At 68.1% G+C, this 22,811-nt stretch carries 21 protein-coding genes; 12 read left to right on the forward strand and 9 right to left on the reverse strand.

Going from position 1 to position 22,811, the window contains the following annotated elements; genetic code table 11:
- The first annotated feature begins 1 nt into the window (after window position 1).
- On the forward strand, window positions 2-937 hold the full coding sequence (locus Q0066_RS15280; RefSeq protein ID WP_298134494.1) for a carbohydrate ABC transporter permease: 936 nt from the start codon (window positions 2-4) through the stop codon (window positions 935-937).
- A gap of 91 nt (window positions 938-1,028) precedes the next feature.
- On the forward strand, window positions 1,029-4,250 hold the full coding sequence (locus tag Q0066_RS15285; RefSeq protein ID WP_298134497.1) for a glycoside hydrolase domain-containing protein: 3,222 nt from the start codon (window positions 1,029-1,031) through the stop codon (window positions 4,248-4,250).
- Window positions 4,251-4,391: 141 nt separating this feature from the next.
- On the opposite strand, the gene Q0066_RS15290 is transcribed toward Q0066_RS15285, so the two are convergent.
- Window positions 4,392-5,312 (reverse strand): ROK family protein, encoded by a 921-nt coding sequence (locus tag Q0066_RS15290; RefSeq protein ID WP_298134500.1) that lies wholly within the window; start codon window positions 5,310-5,312, stop codon window positions 4,392-4,394.
- A gap of 43 nt (window positions 5,313-5,355) precedes the next feature.
- On the opposite strand from Q0066_RS15290, the gene manA reads away from it, so the two are divergent.
- The 8 genes from manA to Q0066_RS15330 all read left to right on the forward strand — a co-directional run bounded on the left by manA (window position 5,356) and on the right by Q0066_RS15330 (window position 13,586).
- On the forward strand, window positions 5,356-6,552 hold the full coding sequence (manA, locus tag Q0066_RS15295) for a mannose-6-phosphate isomerase, class I (protein ID WP_298134503.1): 1,197 nt from the start codon (window positions 5,356-5,358) through the stop codon (window positions 6,550-6,552).
- A gap of 27 nt (window positions 6,553-6,579) precedes the next feature.
- Window positions 6,580-7,440: an EamA family transporter gene (locus Q0066_RS15300; protein ID WP_298134506.1), complete on the forward strand. Its 861-nt coding sequence runs from the start codon at window positions 6,580-6,582 to the stop codon at window positions 7,438-7,440.
- 68 nt (window positions 7,441-7,508) lie between these two features.
- Complete coding sequence (locus tag Q0066_RS15305; protein WP_298134509.1) at window positions 7,509-8,030, forward strand: VOC family protein; 522 nt, start codon at window positions 7,509-7,511, stop codon at window positions 8,028-8,030.
- A 154-nt stretch (window positions 8,031-8,184) separates the two neighbouring features.
- Entirely contained in the window at window positions 8,185-8,520 is a 336-nt protein-coding gene (locus Q0066_RS15310) for a PTS lactose/cellobiose transporter subunit IIA (RefSeq protein WP_298134511.1), read from the forward strand.
- A complete protein-coding gene (locus Q0066_RS15315) occupies window positions 8,517-9,935 on the forward strand; it encodes a glycoside hydrolase family 1 protein (protein WP_298134515.1) in 1,419 nt (472 codons plus the stop codon). Before Q0066_RS15310 ends, Q0066_RS15315 begins: the two co-directional genes overlap by 4 nt.
- A complete protein-coding gene (locus Q0066_RS15320) occupies window positions 9,932-11,293 on the forward strand; it encodes a PTS transporter subunit EIIC (protein WP_298134518.1) in 1,362 nt (453 codons plus the stop codon). Before Q0066_RS15315 ends, Q0066_RS15320 begins: the two co-directional genes overlap by 4 nt.
- A gap of 61 nt (window positions 11,294-11,354) precedes the next feature.
- Window positions 11,355-11,648, forward strand: coding sequence for a PTS sugar transporter subunit IIB (locus Q0066_RS15325; protein WP_298134522.1), 294 nt, complete (start codon window positions 11,355-11,357; stop codon window positions 11,646-11,648).
- A gap of 27 nt (window positions 11,649-11,675) precedes the next feature.
- On the forward strand, window positions 11,676-13,586 hold the full coding sequence (locus Q0066_RS15330) for a PTS sugar transporter subunit IIA (protein WP_298134526.1): 1,911 nt from the start codon (window positions 11,676-11,678) through the stop codon (window positions 13,584-13,586).
- 4 nt (window positions 13,587-13,590) lie between these two features.
- Here Q0066_RS15330 and Q0066_RS15335 read toward each other — a convergent pair whose 3' ends face one another.
- Window positions 13,591-14,460, reverse strand: a complete 870-nt coding sequence (locus tag Q0066_RS15335; protein ID WP_298134529.1) for a mechanosensitive ion channel family protein — start codon at window positions 14,458-14,460, stop codon at window positions 13,591-13,593.
- A gap of 61 nt (window positions 14,461-14,521) precedes the next feature.
- Here Q0066_RS15335 and Q0066_RS15340 point away from each other — a divergent pair, with 61 nt between their 5' ends.
- Complete coding sequence (locus Q0066_RS15340) at window positions 14,522-15,259, forward strand: SDR family oxidoreductase (RefSeq protein ID WP_298134531.1); 738 nt, start codon at window positions 14,522-14,524, stop codon at window positions 15,257-15,259.
- A gap of 80 nt (window positions 15,260-15,339) precedes the next feature.
- Here Q0066_RS15340 and Q0066_RS15345 read toward each other — a convergent pair whose 3' ends face one another.
- The 7 genes from Q0066_RS15345 to Q0066_RS15375 form a co-directional block, all read right to left on the reverse strand.
- Window positions 15,340-16,056 carry an ABC transporter ATP-binding protein gene (locus Q0066_RS15345; protein ID WP_298134534.1) on the reverse strand — a complete coding sequence of 239 codons (717 nt, stop codon included), beginning with the start codon at window positions 16,054-16,056 and terminating at the stop codon, window positions 15,340-15,342.
- The gene (locus tag Q0066_RS15350; RefSeq protein WP_366521537.1) at window positions 16,040-16,816 is read right to left on the reverse strand and encodes an ABC transporter ATP-binding protein; all 777 of its coding nucleotides are present in this window, start codon (window positions 16,814-16,816) and stop codon (window positions 16,040-16,042) included. The genes Q0066_RS15345 and Q0066_RS15350 overlap by 17 nt, the downstream gene beginning before the upstream one ends.
- 62 nt (window positions 16,817-16,878) lie before the next feature.
- Window positions 16,879-18,615: a branched-chain amino acid ABC transporter permease gene (locus tag Q0066_RS15355; RefSeq protein ID WP_298134540.1), complete on the reverse strand. Its 1,737-nt coding sequence runs from the start codon at window positions 18,613-18,615 to the stop codon at window positions 16,879-16,881.
- Window positions 18,612-19,562: a branched-chain amino acid ABC transporter permease gene (locus tag Q0066_RS15360; RefSeq protein ID WP_298134542.1), complete on the reverse strand. Its 951-nt coding sequence runs from the start codon at window positions 19,560-19,562 to the stop codon at window positions 18,612-18,614. The genes Q0066_RS15355 and Q0066_RS15360 overlap by 4 nt, the downstream gene beginning before the upstream one ends.
- A 66-nt stretch (window positions 19,563-19,628) precedes the next feature.
- On the reverse strand, window positions 19,629-20,843 hold the full coding sequence (locus Q0066_RS15365; protein WP_298134545.1) for a branched-chain amino acid ABC transporter substrate-binding protein: 1,215 nt from the start codon (window positions 20,841-20,843) through the stop codon (window positions 19,629-19,631).
- 214 nt (window positions 20,844-21,057) lie between these two features.
- Window positions 21,058-21,804 (reverse strand): Sir2 family NAD-dependent protein deacetylase, encoded by a 747-nt coding sequence (locus tag Q0066_RS15370; RefSeq protein ID WP_298134547.1) that lies wholly within the window; start codon window positions 21,802-21,804, stop codon window positions 21,058-21,060.
- A 103-nt stretch (window positions 21,805-21,907) separates the two neighbouring features.
- Window positions 21,908-22,435, reverse strand: a complete 528-nt coding sequence (locus Q0066_RS15375) for a hypothetical protein (protein ID WP_298134550.1) — start codon at window positions 22,433-22,435, stop codon at window positions 21,908-21,910.
- Between the two features lie 183 nt (window positions 22,436-22,618).
- Between Q0066_RS15375 and Q0066_RS15380 the strand changes: the two genes are divergently transcribed.
- The coding region (locus Q0066_RS15380) for an LLM class flavin-dependent oxidoreductase (protein WP_298134553.1) at window positions 22,619-22,811 on the forward strand (193 nt) is incomplete at its 3' end.

The raw sequence follows: 22,811 nt of genomic DNA on the forward strand, positions 1-22,811 counted from the left end.
CATGACCACAACCGTGGAAGAAACCCCGCAGTCCATCGAGATCGCGGCGCGGGCCGTCAAGCCCAAGAAGGTCAAGGAGCCGGCCTACCGGCGCAAGGGCTCGAGCGATTTCCTCAAGCCCACGCTCGGAGGCCTGATCGTCCGGTACGTGCTGCTGGCGATCATGACAGTGATCGTGGTCGGCCCGCTGATCTTCCAGTTGGCGACGTCCTTCAAGGGCCCGCTCGACGACATCTACAACTTCCCGCCCAGCCTGATCCCGACGGACCCGACCTTCCAGAACTACGTGCGGGTGCAGGACTTCATTCCGATCTACCTGTACGCCTGGCACTCGTTGCTGGTGGCGGTGGGCACCGTGATCACCAACGCGGCGTTCGCCACCTTCGGCGGGTACGCGTTGGGCTGCATGGAGTTCAAGGGAAAGAAGATCGTCTGGGGCATCCTGCTCTCGACGATGCTGCTGCCCGGTGAGGTCACGATCACCAGCCAGTTCCTGACCATCAAGGCGTTCGGACTGGCCGACACCCTGTGGGGCGTCTTCCTGCCGGGTGCGGTCGGTGCGATGAACGTGATGCTGATCGCCACCGCCTGCCGGGCGATCCCGCAGGACATGCTGGCCGCGGCCACCATCGACGGTGCCACCACCTGGCAGCGGATTCAGCACATGGTGTGGCCGAACATCAAGGGCATGGTCAGCGTGGTCGCGATCTTCTCGTTCATCGGTGCCTGGGACGACTTCCTGTGGCCGCTGATCGTGCTGTCGGATCCGGCCAAGTACACCCTGACGGTCGGCATGGCGTTCCTCAGCGGCAACTTTGCCGATCCGCGACTGGTCGCGGCCGGTACGATGATCGCGCTCGTCCCGATCGTGATCCTGTTCTCGGTGATGCAGAAGCACTTCTTCGCCGGTGTCGAGGAGGGCGCTGTCAAGGGATGATTGTCTGGTGACGACCCCGGTACTGCGGCCCGATCCAGGGCCGCCGGAGCCACCATCGTCTCGCCCCCGAGCAGGAGTGCTCGGGGGCGAGGTGTTCTCCTTCTCCTACCGGCCCGCGGACGGCGTCCAGCGACTTCCGCTGGTCTCCGTCCTCCCGGCGGACGCCGGTGTCTTGCCGGTCGGCACCCGGTCGCTGGTCGAGCTTGTCGAGAGCTCTTTGGTGGCCGCCGACACCGAACTGCACTGGGCCTTCTACGCCGACGACGAAGCGGCGTTGCGAGCGCCCTGGGCGTCCCTGGCGGTCTGCCCGGACGTGGTCTTCGATGACGGCTCCCGGCTGTCCGACGGGCTCCCGGATCGCGGGCCCGCCATCGACCGGTACGGCTTCCCGGTCACGCCGTCCGATCAGTTCGCGGCGCGCTGGAGCATGCCGCAGCAATGGAACGCCGACACGGTCTCGCTCGCCCCCTGGGCCGGACGCAGGATCAGCGCCATCGAGGTCGTCCTCGGCGACGGGTCGTTGACCGGCGACGCCGCCGCTGAGCCGGCGACGGGCTGGGTCGAGGTCGTCGTGCGGCGAGCAGAGGCACTTGCGGGCTGCCCGGCCGAACGGGTCGACACCCGGCGCGGCACGCATGCGGGCGCCCGGTTCTCCCGCGGGAACACGCTTCCCGCCGTCGCGCACCCGCACGGCTTCGTCTTCCTCACCCCGGCCACGGACGCCGCCGACACCCGCTGGCCGTACCGCTGGGGTGTCCACGACGAACCGGCCGGACGCCGGCTGGCGGCGTTGCAGACCTCGCATCAGCCGAGCCCGTGGATCGGCGATCACGGGGTGCTGCAGTTCCTGCCGTACCTGCCCACGGCGGGTGGGCCGTCCGGTCACGGCGGTCACATCGTGCCGGGCACCGAGCTGGCCCGGCCGCACCGGTACGCCGCGACGTTGGTCGAGGGCATCGAGGTCGAGGGCGCGAGCACATCTGCGGTGGTCGCGGTGCGGGTGCGTGGCGCCTGGGCCGGTCTGCTGGTCGGTTGGCCGCCGGGCGACGGCTCACTGGCGCTGGAGTCGCTCCCGGACGGCAGGGTGACGGTCCGAGGCTGGATCGGCGAGCGTCCGGACGCCGCCTGGGGCAACGCGCCCCGGATGTACGTCTACGGCGAGACCGCGGAGCCAGCCGCGGTAGAGACCTCCGGCGAGCCGTACGGGCTGGGGGTGATGGCACCCGGCGAACTGGAACTGCGGGTCTCGACATCCTTCCTCTCCGCCGAGCAGGCGCGCCGCACCTTCGACCTGGAGGCGCCCTGGACGTCCGGCTTCGACGAGCTGGTGGCGGCGAGCCGGGCTCGCTGGGACGCGATCTGCGGCGCCGTCGAACTGCCGGCGCCCGCCGATGACCGGTACGCCCTAGCCCATCGCGAACTGCGGGCCACGCTCGCGCACGCCCTGTACCGGCTGAACCTCTACCCGAACACCGCGTCCGAGAACGCCGGGACCGCTGACGCGCCCGTGTGGCGCTTCGCCGACGTCTTCACCCGCGCTGAACCACACGGCGAGGAGGTCACCGGCGCACCCGTCGCGTCCGGACGGCTGGTGGTGAACAACGGCTACTGGGACACCTATCGCACCGTCTGGCCGCTGCTCGCTCTGCTGGACGCGGACGTCACCGGGGAACTGCTGGACGGGCAGCTGGAGCAGGTCCGCCGCGGCGGTTGGACGGCGCGGTGGAGCGGTCCCGGCTACATCGATTGCATGGTCGGTACCTCCAGCGATCAGGTGTACGCCCAGGCCGCCCGGCTCGGCGTCGGCGGTTTCGACCGCGAGCTGGCCTACGAGTCGGGTTGGCGCAACGCCTGCGAACCCAGCCCGGACCCCCGTACCGGACGAGCGGGAACGGCGTCCGCGCGGTTCACCGGCCATGTTCCACGTGAAATCCACGCCGGGTTGTCCTGGACCATCGAGGCCGCGATCGGGGACGCCGCGCTGGGCCGGTTCGCCGCACTCCTCGCCGAGACGTCGTCGGAGCCCGTGCGCTACCGGGCACATGCCCGCTACTTCGCGAACCGTTCCCTGTCCTACCGGCAGCTGTTCGATCCGGAGACCGGCTTCTTCCGCGGCCGTTCCGCCGCTGGCCGAGCTTGTCGAGACCCTGGTGAATTCAACCCTGACAAGGTGTTTCGACAAGCTCAACCATCGGCGGAGCAGGGTGATCTGCATCCCGTCGGCGACTTCGATCCCGCGGTCTGGGGCGGTGACTACGTCGAGACCAACGCCTGGGGCATGTCGGCCTCCGCGGTGCACGACGGCGCCGGCCTGGCGGAGCTGTTCGGTGGCCCGGCGGCATTGCGGGAGCATCTGGACCGGCTGTTCGCCGAGCCGGAGACGATCGTGGCGCCGTACCATCCCGATCAGGTGGTGCACGAGCAGCTCGAGGCAAGGGCCTTGCGCTCGGGCATGTGTGCGCTGTCGAACCAGCCGGCGCACCACCTGCCGTTCATGTACCTGCACACCGATCAGCCCTGGCGCGCCGCACCACTGGCGCGGGAACTGGCCGGACGGCTGTTCGCCGGCGGGCACATCGGCCAGGGCTTCCCCGGCGACGAGGACAACGGCGAGATGAGCGGCTGGTGGCTGTGGGCTTTGCTCGGCCTCTATCCGCTCGATCCGGGCAGCGGCGAGCTGGTCATCGGGGCGCCGCTGGTCGACGACCTCACCCTGCGTCGCGATGTGGGTCCGCTACGAGTACGGGTGAACCGCGAGTCGCCGGACGCGTCGTACCTGGCAGCCGCGTCCTGGAACGGGCGTGTCCTTAGCCGACCCCGGCTCACCCCCGCTGAGCTCGCCGAACCGGGGGTGCTCGAGGTCGACCTGGTCGATGAACCGCCGGCCGACGCTCTGCTCTGGCAGGAGCCGGCGGCCACCGTCAAGGAGTGGCAACCGGATCTGTGTCATCCCGAGTTCGCCCTCGCGAGCTCCGGTGTGAACGCTCAGGTTGCCTTCGACGACGGTGCCGACCCAGATGGCTGCTGCACTGTGCAGCCGGGTCAGTGGCTGGGCCAGGACTTCGGTGTCCCGCGACGTGTGACCGACCTCACGGTCACAACCCTGGACCCGGCGGATGCTCACTGCTTCGTGGTCGAGCACAGCGAGGACGGCCTGGTCTGGCAGCAAGCTTCCGCCACGCACCACGAGCCGCTGCCAGCGAACCGGACGACCCCATTTCAGCTAGCCACACCGGTATCGAGGCGCTACTGGCGAGTTCGGGTGACGGCCCCACTCCGGCTACGGCAGCTCGAGTTCTTCGACCTCGACTGACCGTGCGCACATTCGAGGGTTGAGCTTGTCGAAACCCGGTGAGTGATCTCGACAAGCTCGATCAACGGTGGCAGGGACGAGACGGCGTCCGAGGACGAGGAATCTCGACACGCTCGATCAGCGGAGGGTGAAGAAGCGGGGTCAGACCAGCAGGTCGGAGCGGTGCACAAGGGCGGCAGCGCCGATCAGCGGGGCGTCGCCGGCCAGGGACGCCCGCTCGACCCGGACGGCGCGGGCGAACGCGTTCACCGCACGAGAATCCACCGCCGCGCGGATGTGATCGACGTAGTCGTCGGCGACCAGCGAGAACCCGCCGCCGACCACGGCCAACTCCAGGTCGAGCAGGGTCGCGGCGTTCACCACGCCGGTGCCGATGAAGGTGGCGGACCGCACCACGGCGGCGACGGCGATCGGGTCGCCCGCGGCGTAGGCGGCGGCCAGCTCTTCGCCGTCCGACCCGGTCCAACCCTGGGAGCGGGCCCAGGTCACGGTGTGCGGCCCGGACGACAGCTCCTCGACAGTCGCCGCGGCCGCCGAGCCCTCGACCCGGTCGACGATGACCTGGCCGAGGTGCCCGGCGTTCCCGGTGGCCCCGGCGATCACCCGACCGTCGGAGATGATGCCGCCGCCCACACCGGTGGAGACGACGAAGACCATGGCGTTGCTGACCCCGCGCGCCGCGCCCAGCCACAACTCGGCCAGCGCGATGCAGGTGCCGTCGAGACGCAGCCGGACGTCGTCCAGCCCGGACGCCTCACGCACCACGTCGACGATCGGGAAGTCGCGCAGGCCGGGCAGGTTGATCGGCGAGATCGCGCCGAGCGGCAGGTTCAACGGGCCGGCCGAACCGATGCCGGCGGCGGCGACGTCCGACCAGTGCGGCGAGTCGAGTGCGGGCCGCAGCGCGGAGGCGATCGAAACCGCTGCGGCGTCCGGGGTCGAGGCGCCGGTGGCGCCCATTGCGGCGCGGCCGCGGGTGCCCTCGATAATGGTGCCGTCGGTGCCGATGAGCGCCGCCTCGACCTTGGTTCCGCCGAGATCGATAGCCAATGCAGCCGTCATGGCGACACGGTATCCTAAATCGATTGAGGAGGGTAGGACTTCGTTGTTTATCGAGCTTTCGAATACGCCGCGGCACTATGCGTGGGGTTCCTACGACGGCATCGCCGGCTTCACCGGGCAGCAGCCGAGCGGGGAACCCGAGGCCGAACTGTGGTTCGGCACCCATCCGGGTTCACCGAGCCTGACGCCGCGCACCTTCCCACCCACCGAGCCCGGCCACGCGACGCTGCGCGACTGGGTCGCCGCCGAGCCGGAACTGCTGCTCGGGAACCCGGACGCCACCGAACTGCCGATCCTGCTGAAGGTGCTGGCCGCCCGGACGCCGCTGTCGCTGCAGGTGCATCCCAGCCCGGAACAGGCCGAGCAGGGCTACGCCGACGAGGTCGCCCGGGGAATCGAACCCGACGCGTTCATCCGCAGCTACAAGGACCCGCATCCGAAGCCCGAGATCATCGTCGCCGTCACCGAGTTCGAGGGACTGTGCGGCTTCCGGCCCAGCGCCGAGGTGGCCGCATTCGCCGCCGACCTGGCGGCACTGGCACCGCAACCGAGCCCAGGGGTGGCCCAACTGCTTGAGCTATTGGCCGATCCCACCGCGATGGAGCCGGTGGTCGACTGGTTGTTGTCCGGTGAGGCGTCGGCCGCCGAGTGTGTCGCCGAGGTGGTCGCGCTGGCCGGCTCGGACGCCGCCGCCACTGCGCCCAGTGCGGCCACCTTCCACACCATCGGCGAGCTGGCGGAGCACTACCCGGGCGACCCGGGCGTGGTGGTCGCCGCGCTGCTCAACCAGACGGCGCTGCGGCCGGGGGAGTGCATGTTCGCCGCCGCGGGCGTCCTGCACGCCTACCTGCGCGGCGTCGGCATCGAACTGATGACCGCCAGCGACAACGTGCTGCGCGGCGGGCTGACCCCCAAGCACGTCGACACCGGCGAACTGCTGCGGGTGCTGTCCTTCGAGCAGGGCGAACCGGCCCTGCTGGTGCCGGGACGTCCGGCCGAGAACGTGACCGTGTACGCGCCGCCGGCACCCTTCGAACTCGCTGTCGTCGACCTGGCCGGCAGCACCGAGCAGCTGCATGGTGGGCCGGCGATCCTGCTGGTCGAACGCGGCCCGGTGACGCTCACCGGCGCGGAGGCGTCCGTCACCCTGGGGCGGGGGCAGGCGGTGTTCGTCCCGGCGTCCGAGAGCAAGGTGATCCTCAGCGGCACCGGACGAGTGTGGCTGGCCAGCGCCGGCTGACGAGGTTCCGAGGTCTATAGTCCGGTGGTGCGCAGCGCCCTGACCCGGATCGATCCCGTCTGGCTGGTGCTGTTCGGGATCGCCTCGGTGCAGCTGGGCGCGTCGTTCGCGAAGGATCTGTTCGCGCTCAGCACGCCGACGGCGACGGCCTGGCTGCGGCTCTGTTTCGCCAGCCTGATCTTCCTCACCTTCGCCCGGCCCCGGCTGCGCGGACGCCGTCCGCGGGAATGGGTGATCGCGATCGGCTACGGGCTGGCCCTGGCCGGGATGAACTGGGCGATCTACGCCAGCTTCGCGCGGATCCCGATCGGGGTCGCGGTTACCGTCGAGTTCCTCGGACCGCTGGCTGTCGCGGTGGCCGGCTCACGCCGTCCGCGCGACCTGATCTGGGTCGGTCTGGCCGGGCTCGGAGTCGCGCTGCTCGGCCTGCAGCCCGTCGAGGCCGACTGGGTCGGGATCGGACTGGCCCTGCTGGCCGGCGCGCTGTGGGCCGGCTACATCCTGCTCGCCGGGCCGACCGGACGCCACTTCGAGGGCGTCTCCGGAGTGACCGTCGCCAGCGTGGTCGGCGCGGTGCTGCTGGCACCCGCGGCGCTGACGTTCGGCAGTCCGGTGTTCAGCCCGCATGTGCTGGGTGTCGCACTTGCGGTCGGCTTGTTGTCGTCGGTGATTCCGTACGGATTTGAGATGGTCGCGCTGCGTCGGATGAGACCCGGTCTGTTCGGCATTCTGATGAGTCTCGAGCCGGCCGCCGCGGCACTGTTCGCCCTTGTGTTGCTGGGGGAGAACCTCAGCATCGTCGAGTGCGCGGCGATGGCCTGCGTGATCGTCGCCAGCGTCGGCGCCGCCCGTTCGGCCGGCACTTCCACGCCGATGGCCCGCGACTAGCCGCTACCCTCTGCGTTCGCCGGATCACCCTCTCGATCCGGAACCACACCGACCAAGGGGAGCTTTCGATGACGAAACCCGCTGCATTCATCCATCACTCGGCGTTTGTCGTCTCCGATCTGGAGAAGACCCGCGAGTTCTACGTCGACGTGCTGGGCTTCGAGGAGATCCACCGGCCGACCGACTTCGTCTTCCACGGCGCCTACTTCCGGCTGGGCGAGGCGGAGATCCACGTCGTCCAGGAGAAGACCCCCGGACGGCTGCGCGAGAACGCCCCGAACTGGGAACTCGACGAGCTGCAGACCGGACTCGTCCACCACGTCGCGATCATGGTCGACGACTGGCGGCCGCTGCTGGCCAAGGTGCAGGCACGGGGCGAGGACCGGGTCGGCGGCTTCCGGGTCCGCGACGACTTCGTCGAGCAGGTCTACGTCGCCGACCCCGACGGCAACATCATCGAGCTGCTGCAGCAGCACGACGAGGCGTCCGGACGCCGCCGCCGGCAGCAGATCTTCGACGAGGGCATCGCCGTCCCGGTGGCCCCGGGCTACCCGCTGATCGATCCGCGTGAGAAGTACGGCGAGGCCTGAGCGGAGGTAGGCGCCCGGACGGATTCTGCCGCGGTGGCGGAAGCAGATTTCCTGCCGCCGTGGCGGAAGCAAGTGTGTTGGAGCGGCATGGTTCGGCTCGGCTACGTTCGCATGGGTCCCCGGCAGCGGTGCCGGGGCGGGACAGGAGAACGAGATGCTCGATCCGGCCGACTACGAGGCCGCATTCCAGATCATCAGCACCGCGGGGGCAGCGAAGTCCGAGTCGATGCTGGCGATCCGCGCTGCCCGCGAGGGAGATCAGACCGCGGCCAAGGAGGCGCTGGCTCGTGCCGATGAGGTGCTGCACGAGGCGCACACGCTGCAGACCGACCTGATCACCGCCGAGGCGCGGGGCCAGTCGGTGCCGGTGAACGTGATCCTGATCCACGCCCAGGATCACCTCACCGGGGCGATCCTGATCCGCGACCTCGCCGAGGAGTTCGTGCACCTGTACGCGGCCGTCCGGCCCGCGGTGGGAGCGACCGAATGATCCGCCGATTCCCCGATGGCTTCCTGTGGGGAGCGTCGTGCTCGGCGCACCAGACGGAGGGCGCCTGGGACGCCGACGGCAAGGGCCTCTCGGTGCAGGACACCCGGCCGCGCGACAACCACGACATCTGCGACTTCGCCGTCGCGGTCGACCACTACCACCGCTACCGCGAGGACATCGCGCTGCTCGCCGAGATGGGCGCCAAGGTCTTCCGGTTCTCGATCGCCTGGACGCGGATCCTGCCCGAGGGCACCGGCGCGGTGAACGAAGCCGGCCTGGCCCACTACGACGACGTGATCAGCGCCTGCCTCGAGCACGGCATCGAACCGATGATCACGCTCTACCACTTCGACCTGCCGCAGGCCCTGGAGGATCGCGGCGGTTGGGACTCGCGCGAGACCGTGGAGGCCTTCGCCGAGTACGCCCGGATCGTCTTCGAGCGCTACGGCGACCGGGTCAGCCGCTGGCTGACCATCAACGAGCCGAACATCATGCTGCTGGTAGACAAGAAGATTCTCGGCCGGGCCATTCCGCTGGAGCGCAAGTACCAGCAGTTCCACCATCTGATGATCGCCGAGAAGCTGGCCATCAAGGCTTGTCACGAGCTGGTTCCCGGCGGCCAGATCGGGCCCGTCCCGAACATCTCGATCGTCTACCCGGCCAGCGCCAAGCCCAAGGACTACCGCGCCTCGCTGTACTTCAACGCGATCCGGCAGTGGGCCTACCTGGACTTCTCCTGCAAGGGCGTCTACAACCCGCTGCTGCTCGACTACCTGGCCAAGAAGGGCGTCTCGATCGAGGTCACCGATGCCGACCGCGAGCTGATGGCCGCGCACTTCCCGGACTTCATCGCGATGAACTACTACACCTCGGTCACCGTCGAGTACCCCGAGGACGCCAGCAACATGGCCGACGGCATCAGCGACCAGCAGTCCGAGGACATCATGGACGCCGGCTTCTACAAGGGGTTCACCAACCCCAACCTGGAGAAGACCCAGTTCGCCTGGACGATCGACCCCGACGGCATGCTGACCACCCTGCTGGCCATCGAGGACCGCTACCGGATGCCGATCGTCATCACCGAGAACGGCCTCGGCGCCTACGACGAGCTCACCGCCGAGGGCACCATCGAGGACGACTACCGGATCGACTACTACCGCAAGCATCTGACCATGTGCGCCCGCGCGATCGAGTCCGGCGTGCAACTGGTCGGCTACAGCCCGTGGTCGGCGATCGACCTGGTCAGCGTCCACGAGGGAATGCGCAAGCGGTACGGGTTCATCTTCGTCGACCGTGACGAAGCCGACGAGAAGCAGCTCGCTCGCTACCCCAAGAAGAGCTTCCACTGGTACCAGGGCGTCATCGCCGACAATGCCGTCGACGACGCCTCCGAGAGCAAGGAAGGCGTGGCATGAACAAGCTGTTCGAGATACTCGAAAAACACCTGATGGGGCCTCTGAGCACGCTGGCCAACACCCGGATCATCCGGGCGCTCATGAACGCCGGCCTGGCGACGGTGCCGTTCACCATCGTGAGTTCGATCTTCCTGTTGATCAACAACCTGCCGTTGATCATTCCGCCGCTGGCCGACTTCCTGAAGGCGACCGTGCTGAACTACTCGGCGCTGTACACGGTGGGCAACACCATGGCGCTGGGCTCCATCGCGGTGTTCTACGTGCTGGCCTTCGGGTACTACCTGACCCAGGCCTACCAGGAGGTCGTGCCGAAGATGGACCGGTTCACCGGGGCCATCCTGGCGCTCTACGCCTTCCTGATGACGATTCCCCAGGTCCGGATCATCGACGGCAAGGCCGTCCTGATGGCGGCGCAGACCGAGACCTCCACCGTGTGGAACGGCATCGCGCTCGGGGGCTGGGTGACCCGCTTCGGCGGCGTCGGCATCTTCATCGGCATCGTGGTCACCTTCCTGGCCATTCGCCTCTACCGCGCCTGCGTGGAGTACAAGATCACCATCAAGATGCCGGCGGGGGTACCGGCCGGCGTCGAGCGGGCCTTCGCCTCGCTGCTCCCGGCGATCTTCATCGCCTTCATGATGATCATCATCAACGGCGTCCTGGCTGCGTTCGGCACCGACGTCCATGAGCTGCTCTCCAAGCCCTTCGCCTTCGTCAAGGACATCGCCGGCAGCCTGGGCGGCATGATCGTGATCATGCTGCTGGTCCACCTGCTCTGGGCGGTCGGCGTGCACGGCACGTCGATCGTGGTGAACTCCTTCGTCAACCCGATCCTGCTGGTCGCCCTGACCGAGAACATGGAAGGCGCCCAGAACATCTTCGCCGGCGACTTCAAGAACATGTTCGTCTTCCTCGGCGGTGCCGGCAGCACCCTGGGCCTGGTGATCTGCATGCTGATCTGGGCCAAGTCCAGCCAGCTGAAGACCCTGTCGCGGGCCGGCGCGGTGCCGTCGCTGTTCAACATCAACGAGCCGATCATCTTCGGCGCGCCGATCGTCTACAACCCCTATCTGGTGATCCCGTTCTTCGTCATCCCGCTGATCACCACCACACTGACCTATTTCGCGATCTCGGCGGGGATGGTCGGCCATGTCGTGGCCGCGATCCCGTGGATCTCGCCGGTCGGCGTGGGTGCGTTCCTGGGCACCGGGGGCAGCTGGGGCGCGGCCGTGCTGGCGCTGATCAACCTGGCGATCTCCATCGTGTTGTACTTCCCGTTCCTGAAGATGTACGACAACAAGCTCTACGCCGAGGAAGTCGCCGCCAGGGAATCCGAAACCGAAACCGTCGCGGCCTAGCCCGAACCCGACGCCGCCGTCCGTCAACGGCGACAGACACAACCACAAGTGAGGAATGACCATGAAGGTGTTGCTGATCTGCTCGGCAGGAATGTCCACGAGCCTGCTGGTGAACAACATGCTGAAGTTCGCCGAGGCCGGCGACGCGGTCGACGCGCTGCCGTTCGGCGAGCTCGAGGCCAAGATCGCCGACTACGACGTCGTACTGCTCGGCCCGCAGATCCGGTTCAAGCTCTCCGACGTCGAGAAGGTGGCTGCCGCGCACGGCAAGCCCGCCGAAGTCATCGACATGAGGGTGTACGGAACGATGAACGGCAAAGCCGCGATGGAGCAGGCCCGACGCCTGCTCGCCTGAGCATGATCAGGATGGAGAGTTCGCGTCATGGCCAGGCGGCCTGATCGCGAACACCAGCTGATCGCGGCGCTCGAAGCGGGCACCCGGCCGTTGTCCGGATCGGACCTCGGCCGTCTGCTCGGCGTGTCCGCGCGCAGCGTTCGGGAGTACGTCCGCGCCATCAACCGGCGTGCCGGCGGCACGGTGATCGAGTCGTCACACCGTGGCTATCTCCTGGATCGACAGGCGTATGCGCGGCGTACCGAGGACGAACTCGTGCCCGGCGACAGCGGCGGTCCCAGCCAGCGTGCCCTGCACGTTCTGGAACTGTTGCTGTTCGCCGGTGACTCCGGCGACGTGCACGCGCTGTGCGAGCAGGAGCATGTCAGCCTGCCGACCCTGGAGCTGGAGTTGGGCCGGGCCCGCAAGATCCTGCGCGACCACGGGCTGCGGCTGGTGCGGAACCGGGACCGGGTGTGGATCGAGGGAGCGGAGCCGCAGAAGCGGCTGTTGCTGCGCCACGCGCTGTGGTCGGCGGTGGCGAGCTCCCGTCGCGACGACTACGCCGAGCTTGTCGCGGCACGTCCGGACCACCCGCTGGAGCTGTTGCGCTCTCTGGTGCGCAGCGAACTCGACGCACACCGGATGGAGACCAACGAGTTCGCGCTGAACGACCTCGCCGTCAACCTGGTGGTCGCCGTGGCGCGAGCACGGGCCGGACGGCAGCTGACGGCGTCCGAGTCCAGTGCGCTGCCGGAGGTGGTGGAGTCACTCGCCGACGAGGTCGGTGAGCGGCTCGGAGTCGAACTGGATCTCGCCGAACGGCAGCATCTGGCCGACCTGGTCGAGGCCAACACCCGTCCGCTGGCGGCCGAGCTGGGCGACACCGTCCCGTCCGAAGTGCGCGAGGCGGTGGAGCGTGCGCTGTCCGAGGTGGCGGCCGAGTTCCAGATGCTGCGGGCCGGCCAGGAGATGGTGGACAAGCTGGTGCTGCACGTCAACGCCCTCCGCCGCCGGGCGCGCACCGGCGCCTTCGTGCACAACCCGCTGAGCCGTCCGTTCAAAGAGACCCAACCGCTGCTGCACGAACTCGCCGTCCAGTTCGCGCGCAAGCTGAGCGGGTTGCTGTCGATCGCGGTCGGCGAATCCGAGGTCGGTTTCCTGGCCTTCTACCTGGCGCATCACTTCCAGTTGCCGCGGGAATCCGACAGCCAAGTGACGGTGCAGTTCGTGGTGCCCCGGTACGCCCCGCTGCTGGCCGGCTTCCAGGCCGCGGTGGAACAGGCGGTGGGCGACCGCGGCTACATCGGTCCGCCGCTGACCGCGGAGGAGGTGCGGGCCGAGGCCATCGACGGCGACGTGGTGGTGACCTGTGTGCATCTCTCGCCGATTCCGGGCGTGCGCACCGTCCGGGTCTCACCGGTGCCGACGGCGTCCGACCTGACCGCGATCACCGAGGCGGTGCTGGCGGTCGCCGACCTGCGCCGACGCAACCACGTCTGGTCGGTGCTGTCGGATCTGATCCGGCCCGACCACTACTTCTCGGACGCCTCGTGGACCGATCGCGACCAGGTGATCACCGAACTGTCCCGGGTGCTGATCGACGGCGGCTACGCCCCCGACTGGTTCACCGAGGACGTGCTGGAACGCGAGCGGTTGTCGTCCACCGCGTTCCGGGATCAGTTCGCGATCCCGCACGGATTGCAGCTGAGTGCGCAGCGCACCGGAATCGCCGTGTTCGTCAGCCAGCGCCCGGTGTCCTGGGGTGACAGCTCGGTCCAGTTGGTGATGCTGTTCGCCTTCGAACCCGAGGAACGACGGATCTTCCGGGACGTCTTCGACACCCTGATCGGCTTCCTGTCCTCGCCGCAGGCGACCGCGAGCCTGATCGCCGCCGGAGGGACGCACCGGGAGTTCATGGCCTGCCTCGCCGAACTGATGCAGGACGGATCGCGCTGACGCCCTAGAGGGTGGGCGGCGAGGGCAGCACCCGCGGCCCCTTCACCCCGGCGTCCTTCAGTGCCTGCGAGCCCCGGTCGAGAATCGCGCGCTGCACCCCGAACTGCTGGTTGGGCTGGGTCTTCGCGACGATCCGGATCGTCATCCGGCCCGCTTCCACCGACTGGACGCCGACCACTCTCGGCTCTTCGAGCAGCACCTTCTCCCACTCGGGGTCGGCGCCGACCTCGGCGGCCACCTGACCGAGGATCTCGATCACCCGGGTGGAGCTCTCGCTGGTGTCCACCGGAATGTCGATGGTCGCCGTCGACCAGCCCTGGGACTGATTGCCGACCCGCACGATCTCGCCGTTGCGGATGTACCAGACCTGCCCCGAGCCGTCCCGCAATCGGGTGACCCGCAGCCCGACGTCCTCCACCGTGCCGGTGGCCTCGCCGAGATCGACCAGGTCACCGACCCCGTACTGGTCCTCGACGATCATGAAGATGCCGGAGAGGTAGTCCTTCACCAGGCTTTGCGCGCCGAAACCGAGCGCCACGCCGCCGACCCCGGCGGAGGCCAGCAGCGGGGTCAGCGGAATGCCGAGGGTGGCCAGGACGGTGAGCACCGTCAGCACCGCGATCACCGCATTGGTCAGGCTGCGCAGCAGTGACCCCATGGTGGCGGCGCGGGCGGCGTAGCGGGCCATGTGGAGCGGTTCGGTCTGGGTGCCCAGCTCTTCGCGGCGGCGCTTGGCCCGCTCGACGGCCAGAGCGGAGGCCCGCCGGATCATCCGCACCAACAGCCAGCGCCCGACCAGCGCGGTCACCAGGATGACCAGGATGACGATCGGGGTCTCCGGCCAGTTCCACACGACGATCGCATTCGGCACCATGGCGTCCATTGTTCCGGGCGGACGCCGTCGTCACCAAAGCGCCGGCCGGTAGCGTGCTGTCGTGTCCTCCACCCGTGTTGCCCTGGTCACCGGTGCCTCCCGCGGTCTTGGTGCCGTCATCGCCCGCCGGCTCGCCGCGGACGGCTGGACGGTCGCGGTCAACTACCGCTCGGAGGCGGAGCTCGCCCAGCGTGTGGTCGACGACATCCGCGCCGGCGGGGGATCCGCTGCCGCCTACCCGGCCGACGTCACTGACGAGACCGAGGTCGCCGACCTGGCCGCACGAGTGGGCGCGGAGCTCGGGCCGCTGCTTGCCGTGGTGGCGAACGCGACCGGGCCGCAGCCGAGCGCGTTCCTGGAGGAGCTGACCTGGGACGCCTACCTCGACCAGTTCCGGTTCTTCGTGAAGAGTCCGACGTTGCTCGCGCAAGCCGTCCTGCCGGCGATGAAGTCGCAGCGGTTCGGCCGGCTGATCCTGATCGGTTCGGACATGGTCGACCGGGCCAAGCCCGGCTCGTCCGCCTACGCTGCGGCGAAGGCTGCCGAGGCCGAGCTGGTCAAGATCTGGGCCCGCGAACTCGGACCGCACGGAGTCACGGTGAACCTGGTCGCGCCCGGCTGGATTCCCGTCGAGCGGCACGTCGGCGCCGACACTTCCGGTTATCTCGCCGACGTCCCGATGGGCCGGATGGGCACCCCGGACGACATCGCCGGCCTGGTCGGGTACCTGGCCTCGGACGCCGCGGGCTTCGTCACCGCGCAACGGATCAGCGTCAACGGCGGCCACACCCTCGGCTGACCACGAGAACCGTCCCCGGTGACCACGAGAACCCGTCCCCTTGGTCACTGGGGACGGTTCTTCTGGTCACCACCCGGTGGTCAGTCTTCGCCGAGGTAGGCGCGGCGCACCCGGTCGTCGCCGAGCAGTTGCTCACCGGTGCCGTCCAGGGTGATCTGGCCGACTTCGAGCACGTAGGCGCGGTCGGAGAGCTTCAGGGCGGCAGCCGCGTTCTGCTCGACCAGCAGGATCGTGACGCCTTCGGACTGCAACGCTCGGATGGTCGACATGATCCGCTGCATCATCAGCGGGGAGAGGCCCATCGACGGCTCGTCCAGCATCAGCAGTCGTGGACGGCTCATCATCGCCCGGCCGATCGCCAGCATCTGCTGTTCGCCGCCGGAGAAGGTGCCGGCCGGTTGGGTGCGCCGCTCCCGCAGGATCTCGAACAGGTCGTAGACCCGCTCCAGATCGGTGGCCACGCCGGCGGCATCCTTGCGGGCGAAGGCGCCGAGCAGCAGATTGTCCTCGACGGTCAGCCGAGGGAAGATCCGGCGTCCCTCGGGTGAATGCGCCAGACCGCGCATCACCACCTTGTGCGCCGGGACGCGGTCGATCCGCTCACCTTCGAACCAGATCTCGCCCGACTCCGGACGCAGCAGCCCCGAGATGGTGCGCAGCGTGGTCGTCTTCCCGGCACCGTTGGTGCCCAGCAGCGAAACGACCTGGCCCTGCTCGACGGTGAAGCTGATCCCCTTGACCGCCTTCACCTTGCCGTAGGCGACCACCAGGTCCTTGACCTCAAGCATTCTCGGCACCGTCCTCGCCCTCGGGAGACCCGATGTAGGCCTCGATCACCCGCGGATCGGACTGCACCTGCGCCGCCGTCCCCTCGACCAGGGTCTTGCCGCGCACCAGGCAGGACACCCGGTCGCACAGGTTGAAGATGAACCGCATGTCGTGCTCGATCACCACGATCGCCATGCCGGAGTCGCGGATCTTGAAGATCAGTTCCTCGGCCTGCCGGGTCTCCTGCGGGTTCATCCCGGCGGTCGGCTCGTCGAGCAGCAGCAGCTGCGGGTCGGTGGCCAGCGCGCGAGCGATCTCGAGCCGGCGCTGATCGCCATAGGGCAGGTTCCGGGCCAGGTGACCGCCCTGGCCCTTCATGCCCACGTACTCGAGCAACTCGACCGCCCGCTCGCGGGTCTCCGCCTCCTCGCGCCGGTACTTCGGACCGCGCAGGATCGACGTCACCGCCATCGACGAGGTGCGGCAGTACCGCCCCACCATCACGTTCTCGAGCGCGGTCATATTGGGGAACAGCCGGATGTTCTGGAAGGTGCGGGCCATCCCGGCGACCACCACTTGCCGCGGCTTGGGCGGCAGCAGCCTGTCGGCGAACCGCACCTCGCCGCTGGTCGGCTTGTACAGGCCGGTCAGGCAGTTGAAGAAGGTGGTCTTGCCGGCGCCGTTCGGTCCGATCAGGCCGACGATCTCGCCGGTGTGCACGGTCAGGCTGACGTCGTCGACGGCGACCAGGCCGCCGAACCGCATGGTCACGTGGCTGGCGACCAGCATTTCGCGTTTGCCCACCTCGTGACCGGACGCCGCGGCGCCGGCGACCGGGCTGTCGATGCTCATCAGCTCTCCTCCGCGAACTCGTACGGCAGGTCTTCCTCGATCTCGTCGATCAGCTCCTCGTCATCGGAGTGGAACTCCAGAACCCGGCGCTGGTTGGGGATCATGCCCTCGGGACGGACCCGCATCATGACCACCAGCAGCAGGCCGAACAGCAGCATCCGGTACTCGTTGACGAACCGCAGCTTCTCGGGCACCAGCTTCAGCAGCACCGCACCCAGGATGACGCCCATCACGGTGCCCATGCCGCCCAGTACCACCGCGGCCAGCAGGAACGCCGACTCCAGGAAGATGTACTGGTCGGGAGTCACCGACTGGTCGACATGGGCTTTGACGGCACCCGCCAGGCCGGCCAGGAAGGCGCCGCCGGCGAAGGCGAGCAGCTTCAGCCCGAAGACGTTGACGCCCATCGCCTCGGCAGCCTTCTCGTCCTCGCGGATCGCCACCCAGCCGCGTCCGATCCGGGAGTGGTTGAGCCGGGTGAAGACCAGCACGATGACCGCCATGATCAGCAGCATCAGGAAGAAGTAGTTCGAGAACCTGCCCAGTGGAATACCAGCCACGGTATGGACGGCCCCGAAGTCGAAGCCGAACAGGTTCAGGTTGGGAATCGCCGGAATACCGGACGAGCCATGTACCAGGTCGGGGCCGTCCCGGCCGTCCAGGTTGCTCATGCTGATCCGGAAGATCTCGCCGAACGCCAGGGTGACGATGGCCAGGTAGTCGCCGGAGACCCGCAGGGTGGGCGAGCCGATGATCAGGCCCAGGGTGGCCGAGATCAGGCCGGCGATCAGCATCACCACGATGAACGGCGGCTTCCAACCGATGGTGGCGAACGCCGACTGGCTCATCGTCGCCGCGGTGAATGCGCCGGCGCCGAGGAAGGCGATGTAGCCGAGGTCGAGCAAGCCGGCTAAGCCGACCACGATGTTCAACCCGACGGCGGTGGCGGCAAAGATCAGCACCTGGGTGGCGATCGACATGTTGGCGTCCGAGCCGTTCTGGGTGAACGGGAACAGGAACGCCACCGCGAAGGCGGCGAAGACCAGCACGGTGCGATGCCGCTGGCTGATGGATGAGAGCCAACCGCCGAGGCCGCTGCGCAGAATGAAGGCGGCCAGCACGCCGGCGAAGGTCAGGATCACCACGAAGCTGCCGCCGTCGACCTGATTGAGTGCGTACGCCGCCAGCAGCAATGCACCGAGCAGCGTCAAGGCGATGGCGAGAATGCCGACCCAGCCGGGGGTACGCAGACGCTCCAGGCTGGGTGGGCGACCGGGGGTGATCAGCCGGGTACCGATCAGGCCGACGACGGCCGCGGCGAGGGCAACCCAGCCGCCCCACTCGACGGTGACCAGGCCGCCGAGTTCGATGACGATCGCCAGCAGCACCACGCCGATGTAGGCCAGCATGCCGATGCCGGTGACCTTGGCGCCACGCGTCCAGCCGACCCGTTTGCTCACCTTCAGCAGCGCCGGGGCGACGCCCTTGGCGCCCGCCCACGGCTCGATCAGGCCCATCGTGGCGCAGATCGCCAGGATCAGCCCGAGGGCGAGCCCGAGGAACTGCAGGGCGGACGGCCCACCCAGGTAGGACATGTCGTCCAGGGCACCGGACGCGTAGGCCCAGGGCAGGTAGGCGGAGACGGCGAAGACCAGCCCGCCGGCCAGGGCCAGCAGACGGCCGATGCGGTGGTGCCGCTTCTGCAGCTCAAGGGTGAAGATCGTGGGGATTCTCATGCCCGATCCACCACCTTCGCGCCGACCAGACCCTGCGGCCGGAAGACCAGGATCAGGATGAGCAGCACGAACGCCCAGACATCCTTCCAGGAGGGTCCGCCGAACTGGCCGGGCATGAATGCGGTCGCCATCGCCTCGACGACACCCAGCGTCAGTCCCCCGACCACCGCGCCGTTGATGTTCCCGATGCCACCCAGCACGGCCGCGGTGAACGCCTTGAGGCCGGCCAGAAAGCCCATCCTGAAGTCGATGTTGCCGTAGCGCAGACCGTGGGCGACGCCGGCTACGGCGGCCAGCGCGGCACCGACGGCGAACGCGACGACGATGATCCGGTCGACGTCGATGCCCATCAGCCGCGAGGTGTCCGGATCCTGCGAGACCGCTTGCATCGCGCGTCCGGTCGCCGTCCGGTTGACGAACCACCACAGGAACGCCCAACAGACGATCAGTGCACCGATCACGAAGAAGTTGCCCCGGTGCACCAGCACGCCGCCGACGTTGACCGGGTCGCCGGTGAAGAAGTCGATCTGCGGGAACGGGATGGCCGCTTTGGCGTCCGGGAAGCCCGGGATCTCGCCGAAGAACAGGCGGACGAACTCCTGCAGGAAGATCGAGATGCCGATCGCGGTGATCAGCGGTGCGAGCCGGGGTGCGTTGCGGAGTGGGCGGTACGCGAACCGTTCCATCAGGACCGCGGTCAGCACGGCGACCACCATGCCGCCGACCAGCATCAGCGGAAGATTCCACCAGGCCGTCGAACCGCCGGTGACGGTGCCGAGCACGATCCAGGTGGACAGCGCCCCGAAAGCGCCGATCATGAAGACCTCACCGTGGGCGAAGTTGATCAGCTGCACGATGCCGTACACCACCGTGTAGCCCACCGCGATCAACGCGTAGAGGGCACCCAGCGATATGCCGTTGAGCAGTTGGTCCAGGAAGAACGTCACATTGCCCCCCGTTCGGTTCTGTGGGGAGCCGCCGCAGCGACTCCCCACAGAATCAGTAGTTGATCCTTACTTGACGCTGGCGGTCTTGTTGGCCACCCACTTGCCGTTCTTGACCTCGTACATGGTCATGGTCTTGGTGATGGCGTCGCCGAACTGGTCGAAGCCGACCTTGCCGGTGAGTCCGTCGAAGCTGACCTTGGCCATCGCGTCGATGGTCGCCTGCCGGGCCGAGGACGCGTCGGTGGCGTTCGGCAGGGACTGCTTCAGCGCGGCGACGACGGCCTTGCCGGCATCGTAGGAAGTCAGGCCGTAGGCGGACCAGCCGTCCTTGAAGCCGGCGGCCTGGTAGTCGGCGGCGAACTGCTTGCCGGCGGGCACGGTGTCGACATCCGGGCCGGGGAAGCTGACCAGGTCACCCTCGGACTTGGCGCCGGCCAGGGTGATGTACTTGTCGTCCTTGACGCCGTCGCCGCCGACCAGCGGAACGTTCAGGCCCTTGTTCTTCATCTGCTGGCTCATCGGTGCGGCCAGCTGGAACTCGGTGCCGAAGAACACCGCCTGCGGGTTCTTCGCCTTCATCAGGTCGATGACGGTGGAGAAGTCCTTGTCGTCCTTGTTGACCGTCTCATCGGCGACCACGTCACCGCCGAGCTTCTTGAACTCGGCCGCCACAGCGGTGGCGAGGCCCTGGCCGTAGGGCTTCTTGTCGTTGACCACCGCCAGCTTCTTGATGCCCGTGTCGGACAGGTACTGAGCGATGAAGGGGCCCTGGACGGCGTCGGTGGCGCAGGTCCGGAAGTAGCTGTCGTAGGGCCGCTTCGGGTTGGCCTCATCGGCACCCTTGGTCAGCGAGACAGCTGTGTTGGCCGGCGACACCTGGACGATCTTCGCCGCATTGAGAATCGGCTGCACCGACTGGGAGACACCCGAGTTCAGTGTGCCGACGACAGCGACCACGTCTTTGTCCGAGGCCAACTTGGTGGCGGCGTTGGCACCGACATCGGGGGTGGCCTGGTCGTCCTCGGGGGCGAGTTCGAGCTTCCAGCCCGGGATCTCATTGGATTCGTTGGCCTGCTTGAGCGCCAGGTCGACCGAGTTCCGGATGCCGATGCCCATCACCGACAGATCGCCGGTGAGCGGCGCGATGACGCCGACCTTGGCGGTCTTCGTGGCCCCTGCGGTGCTTCCGGCGCTCGGCTCGGTACGGCTGCCGCAAGCGGCGAAGAGCAGCGATGCGCTCACCAGGGCCGCGGCGCCGCCGAGCAGATTCTTGCTACGCACATTTCCTCCTTGTCGCTCGCGACCCGCCGTCGCGATGATGCGAGAACTATTGCGGTCGAGGACGCGCAGGCGAAGCTCAGTGGCCTGATCGTTGGCCGATTGTGACCAGGATGCAACGTTGGCGTGCGCAATCTCCGTCCCGCAGTGTTGCAGGCATCTAACCTGCTGGGACGCCCAGGCGCCAGCACCCCGGCCGCAAATCGGTGACCCCAATTCAGTTCAGTAGTGCCGGAATGACCTCGACGATCGGACTGCGATGGACGCTGTGCGCCAGGGCGTCGTAGTCGGTCGGCTCGGCGTTGACGATGATCAGCGCCGTCCCGCGTCGATGGGCGTAGGGCACCAGTCCGGCGGCCGGATGAACGGTCAGCGAGGTGCCGATCACCAGCAGCACGTCCGCCTCTTCGACGGCGGCCACCGCGGCGTCGATGTTCGCGGGGTCCAGATTCTCCTCGAACAGGATGGTGGTGGCCCGCACGATGCCGCCGTCGTAGGGGCAGCGCGGGTCGGTCTCACCGGCACGCACCCGGCGGATCATCTCGGTCATCTCGCCGGTGGCCCGGCACCGTTCGCAGCGCCAGGTGCGGCTGTTGCCGTGCAGCTCGATCACCAGTTCAGGGTTGGAGCCGGCCAGCTGGTGCAGGCCGTCGGTGTTCTGAGTGACCAGGCCGGTCAGCCGAGCGCCCTGTTCCAGGCCGACCAGGGCGCGATGGGCGTCGTTGGGTTGGGCGTCGTAGACGGGTGATTCGGCCCGGAACCGCCAGGCCTTGGCGCGGACGTCCGGGTCGTTCAGGTACCAGGACAGGGTGGAGACGCGTTCGGCGTCCGGATCGAGCGTCCAGCGTCCCTGCGGCCCGCGGTAGTCACCGATCCCGGACGCCGTGGAGATGCCGGCCCCGGTCAGGACGGCGACCCGGCCGGCATCGCGCAGCAAGGCGCGTGCCTCAGCGACCTCGTCCATGGCTCAGTGTGGCCCCGGCGACGACGAGGAGTCGAGACCCGGATGCTCGCAGTCCGTACCCCGGCAGATCATTCGGGGCGTACCCCGGGCGAACCGACCCACGTCAGAGCTTGACGACCCGAAGCTGCATCTCCTTGGGCCCGGTGAACTTTCCCTTGGTCTCGTGCGATTGACCGCCCGCGGTGACTCTTCTGGTGACATCGGACTGGTACTTGGCGTACCCCCACTCGCAGCGGTAGGTGGTGCCCTTCTTCTGCTTGAAGGTCCGACTCACCCCCGCCGTCAGGCTGGTCGACTTCACCAGTCCGCCGGTCACAGTCGCGCTGACCTTCGCGAAGATCCACGCCTTCAGTTCCGCCGAGACCGAGATCGAGACGCTCCACGAGGTCGAAACAGTCTGCGACACCGTGCAGGTGCTGGTCGTGTCGACCTTCGACTTCGGCAGCAGGTAACTGCCCATCCGCTTGAATCCAACGCTCTTGCCACCGCTGGTGGTCACGCAGATGGTCGCCGGCGCGTCCCGGTAGCACTTGGTGTAGGAGGCGGCCTCGGACGGCTGTGCGGTCAACGCGGTGGAGGCTACAAGTGCCATCGCGGCGGCTGACGCGCCGGTGATCGTCCTCAGTCTCATCGAAATACCACCTCGTACTTTCGCCCTTGATGCGGGGGCCCGCGAGTCAGGCTCCTGGAGGGTAATCGGCATCGTACGACTTCCCGATCGCGTCGGGAAGGCATCCGGGGAGGTGGGGGGAATAGCCTCGCGGCCCTGGTCGTTAGGTCGTATAGTTGAAACAGCAACTATCTGGGAGCAGGCATGCAGTTCGGAATCTTCACCGTCGGCGACATCACCACCGATCCGACCACCGGCCGGACGCCGAGCGAGCACGAGCGGATCAAGGCGGCGATCGCGCTGGCGACCAAGGCCGAGGAGATCGGGCTCGACGTCTTCGCGACCGGCGAGCACCACAACCCGCCGTTCCACCCGTCCAGCCCCACCACGCTGCTGG

Source organism: Micropruina sp., assembly GCF_027492755.1.
GTDB lineage: Bacteria > Actinomycetota > Actinomycetes > Propionibacteriales > Propionibacteriaceae > Micropruina.

Excerpts from the sequence above, each read along its gene's own strand:
- Q0066_RS15375 (WP_298134550.1), bottom strand. The coding sequence starts at position 22,435 with ATGAGACTGAGGACGATCACCGGCGCGTCAGCCGCCGCGATGGCACTT.
- Q0066_RS15370 (WP_298134547.1), bottom strand. The coding sequence starts at position 21,804 with ATGGACGAGGTCGCTGAGGCACGCGCCTTGCTGCGCGATGCCGGCCGG.
- Q0066_RS15305 (WP_298134509.1), top strand. The coding sequence starts at position 7,509 with ATGACGAAACCCGCTGCATTCATCCATCACTCGGCGTTTGTCGTCTCC.
- Q0066_RS15355 (WP_298134540.1), bottom strand. The coding sequence starts at position 18,615 with ATGAGAATCCCCACGATCTTCACCCTTGAGCTGCAGAAGCGGCACCAC.
- Q0066_RS15310 (WP_298134511.1), top strand. The coding sequence starts at position 8,185 with ATGCTCGATCCGGCCGACTACGAGGCCGCATTCCAGATCATCAGCACC.
- Q0066_RS15280 (WP_298134494.1), top strand. The coding sequence starts at position 2 with ATGACCACAACCGTGGAAGAAACCCCGCAGTCCATCGAGATCGCGGCG.
- Q0066_RS15320 (WP_298134518.1), top strand. The coding sequence starts at position 9,932 with ATGAACAAGCTGTTCGAGATACTCGAAAAACACCTGATGGGGCCTCTG.
- Q0066_RS15325 (WP_298134522.1), top strand. The coding sequence starts at position 11,355 with ATGAAGGTGTTGCTGATCTGCTCGGCAGGAATGTCCACGAGCCTGCTG.
- Q0066_RS15350 (WP_366521537.1), bottom strand. The coding sequence starts at position 16,816 with ATGCTGGTCGCCAGCCACGTGACCATGCGGTTCGGCGGCCTGGTCGCC.
- Q0066_RS15335 (WP_298134529.1), bottom strand. The coding sequence starts at position 14,460 with ATGGTGCCGAATGCGATCGTCGTGTGGAACTGGCCGGAGACCCCGATC.
- Q0066_RS15315 (WP_298134515.1), top strand. The coding sequence starts at position 8,517 with ATGATCCGCCGATTCCCCGATGGCTTCCTGTGGGGAGCGTCGTGCTCG.
- Q0066_RS15330 (WP_298134526.1), top strand. The coding sequence starts at position 11,676 with ATGGCCAGGCGGCCTGATCGCGAACACCAGCTGATCGCGGCGCTCGAA.
- Q0066_RS15290 (WP_298134500.1), bottom strand. The coding sequence starts at position 5,312 with ATGACGGCTGCATTGGCTATCGATCTCGGCGGAACCAAGGTCGAGGCG.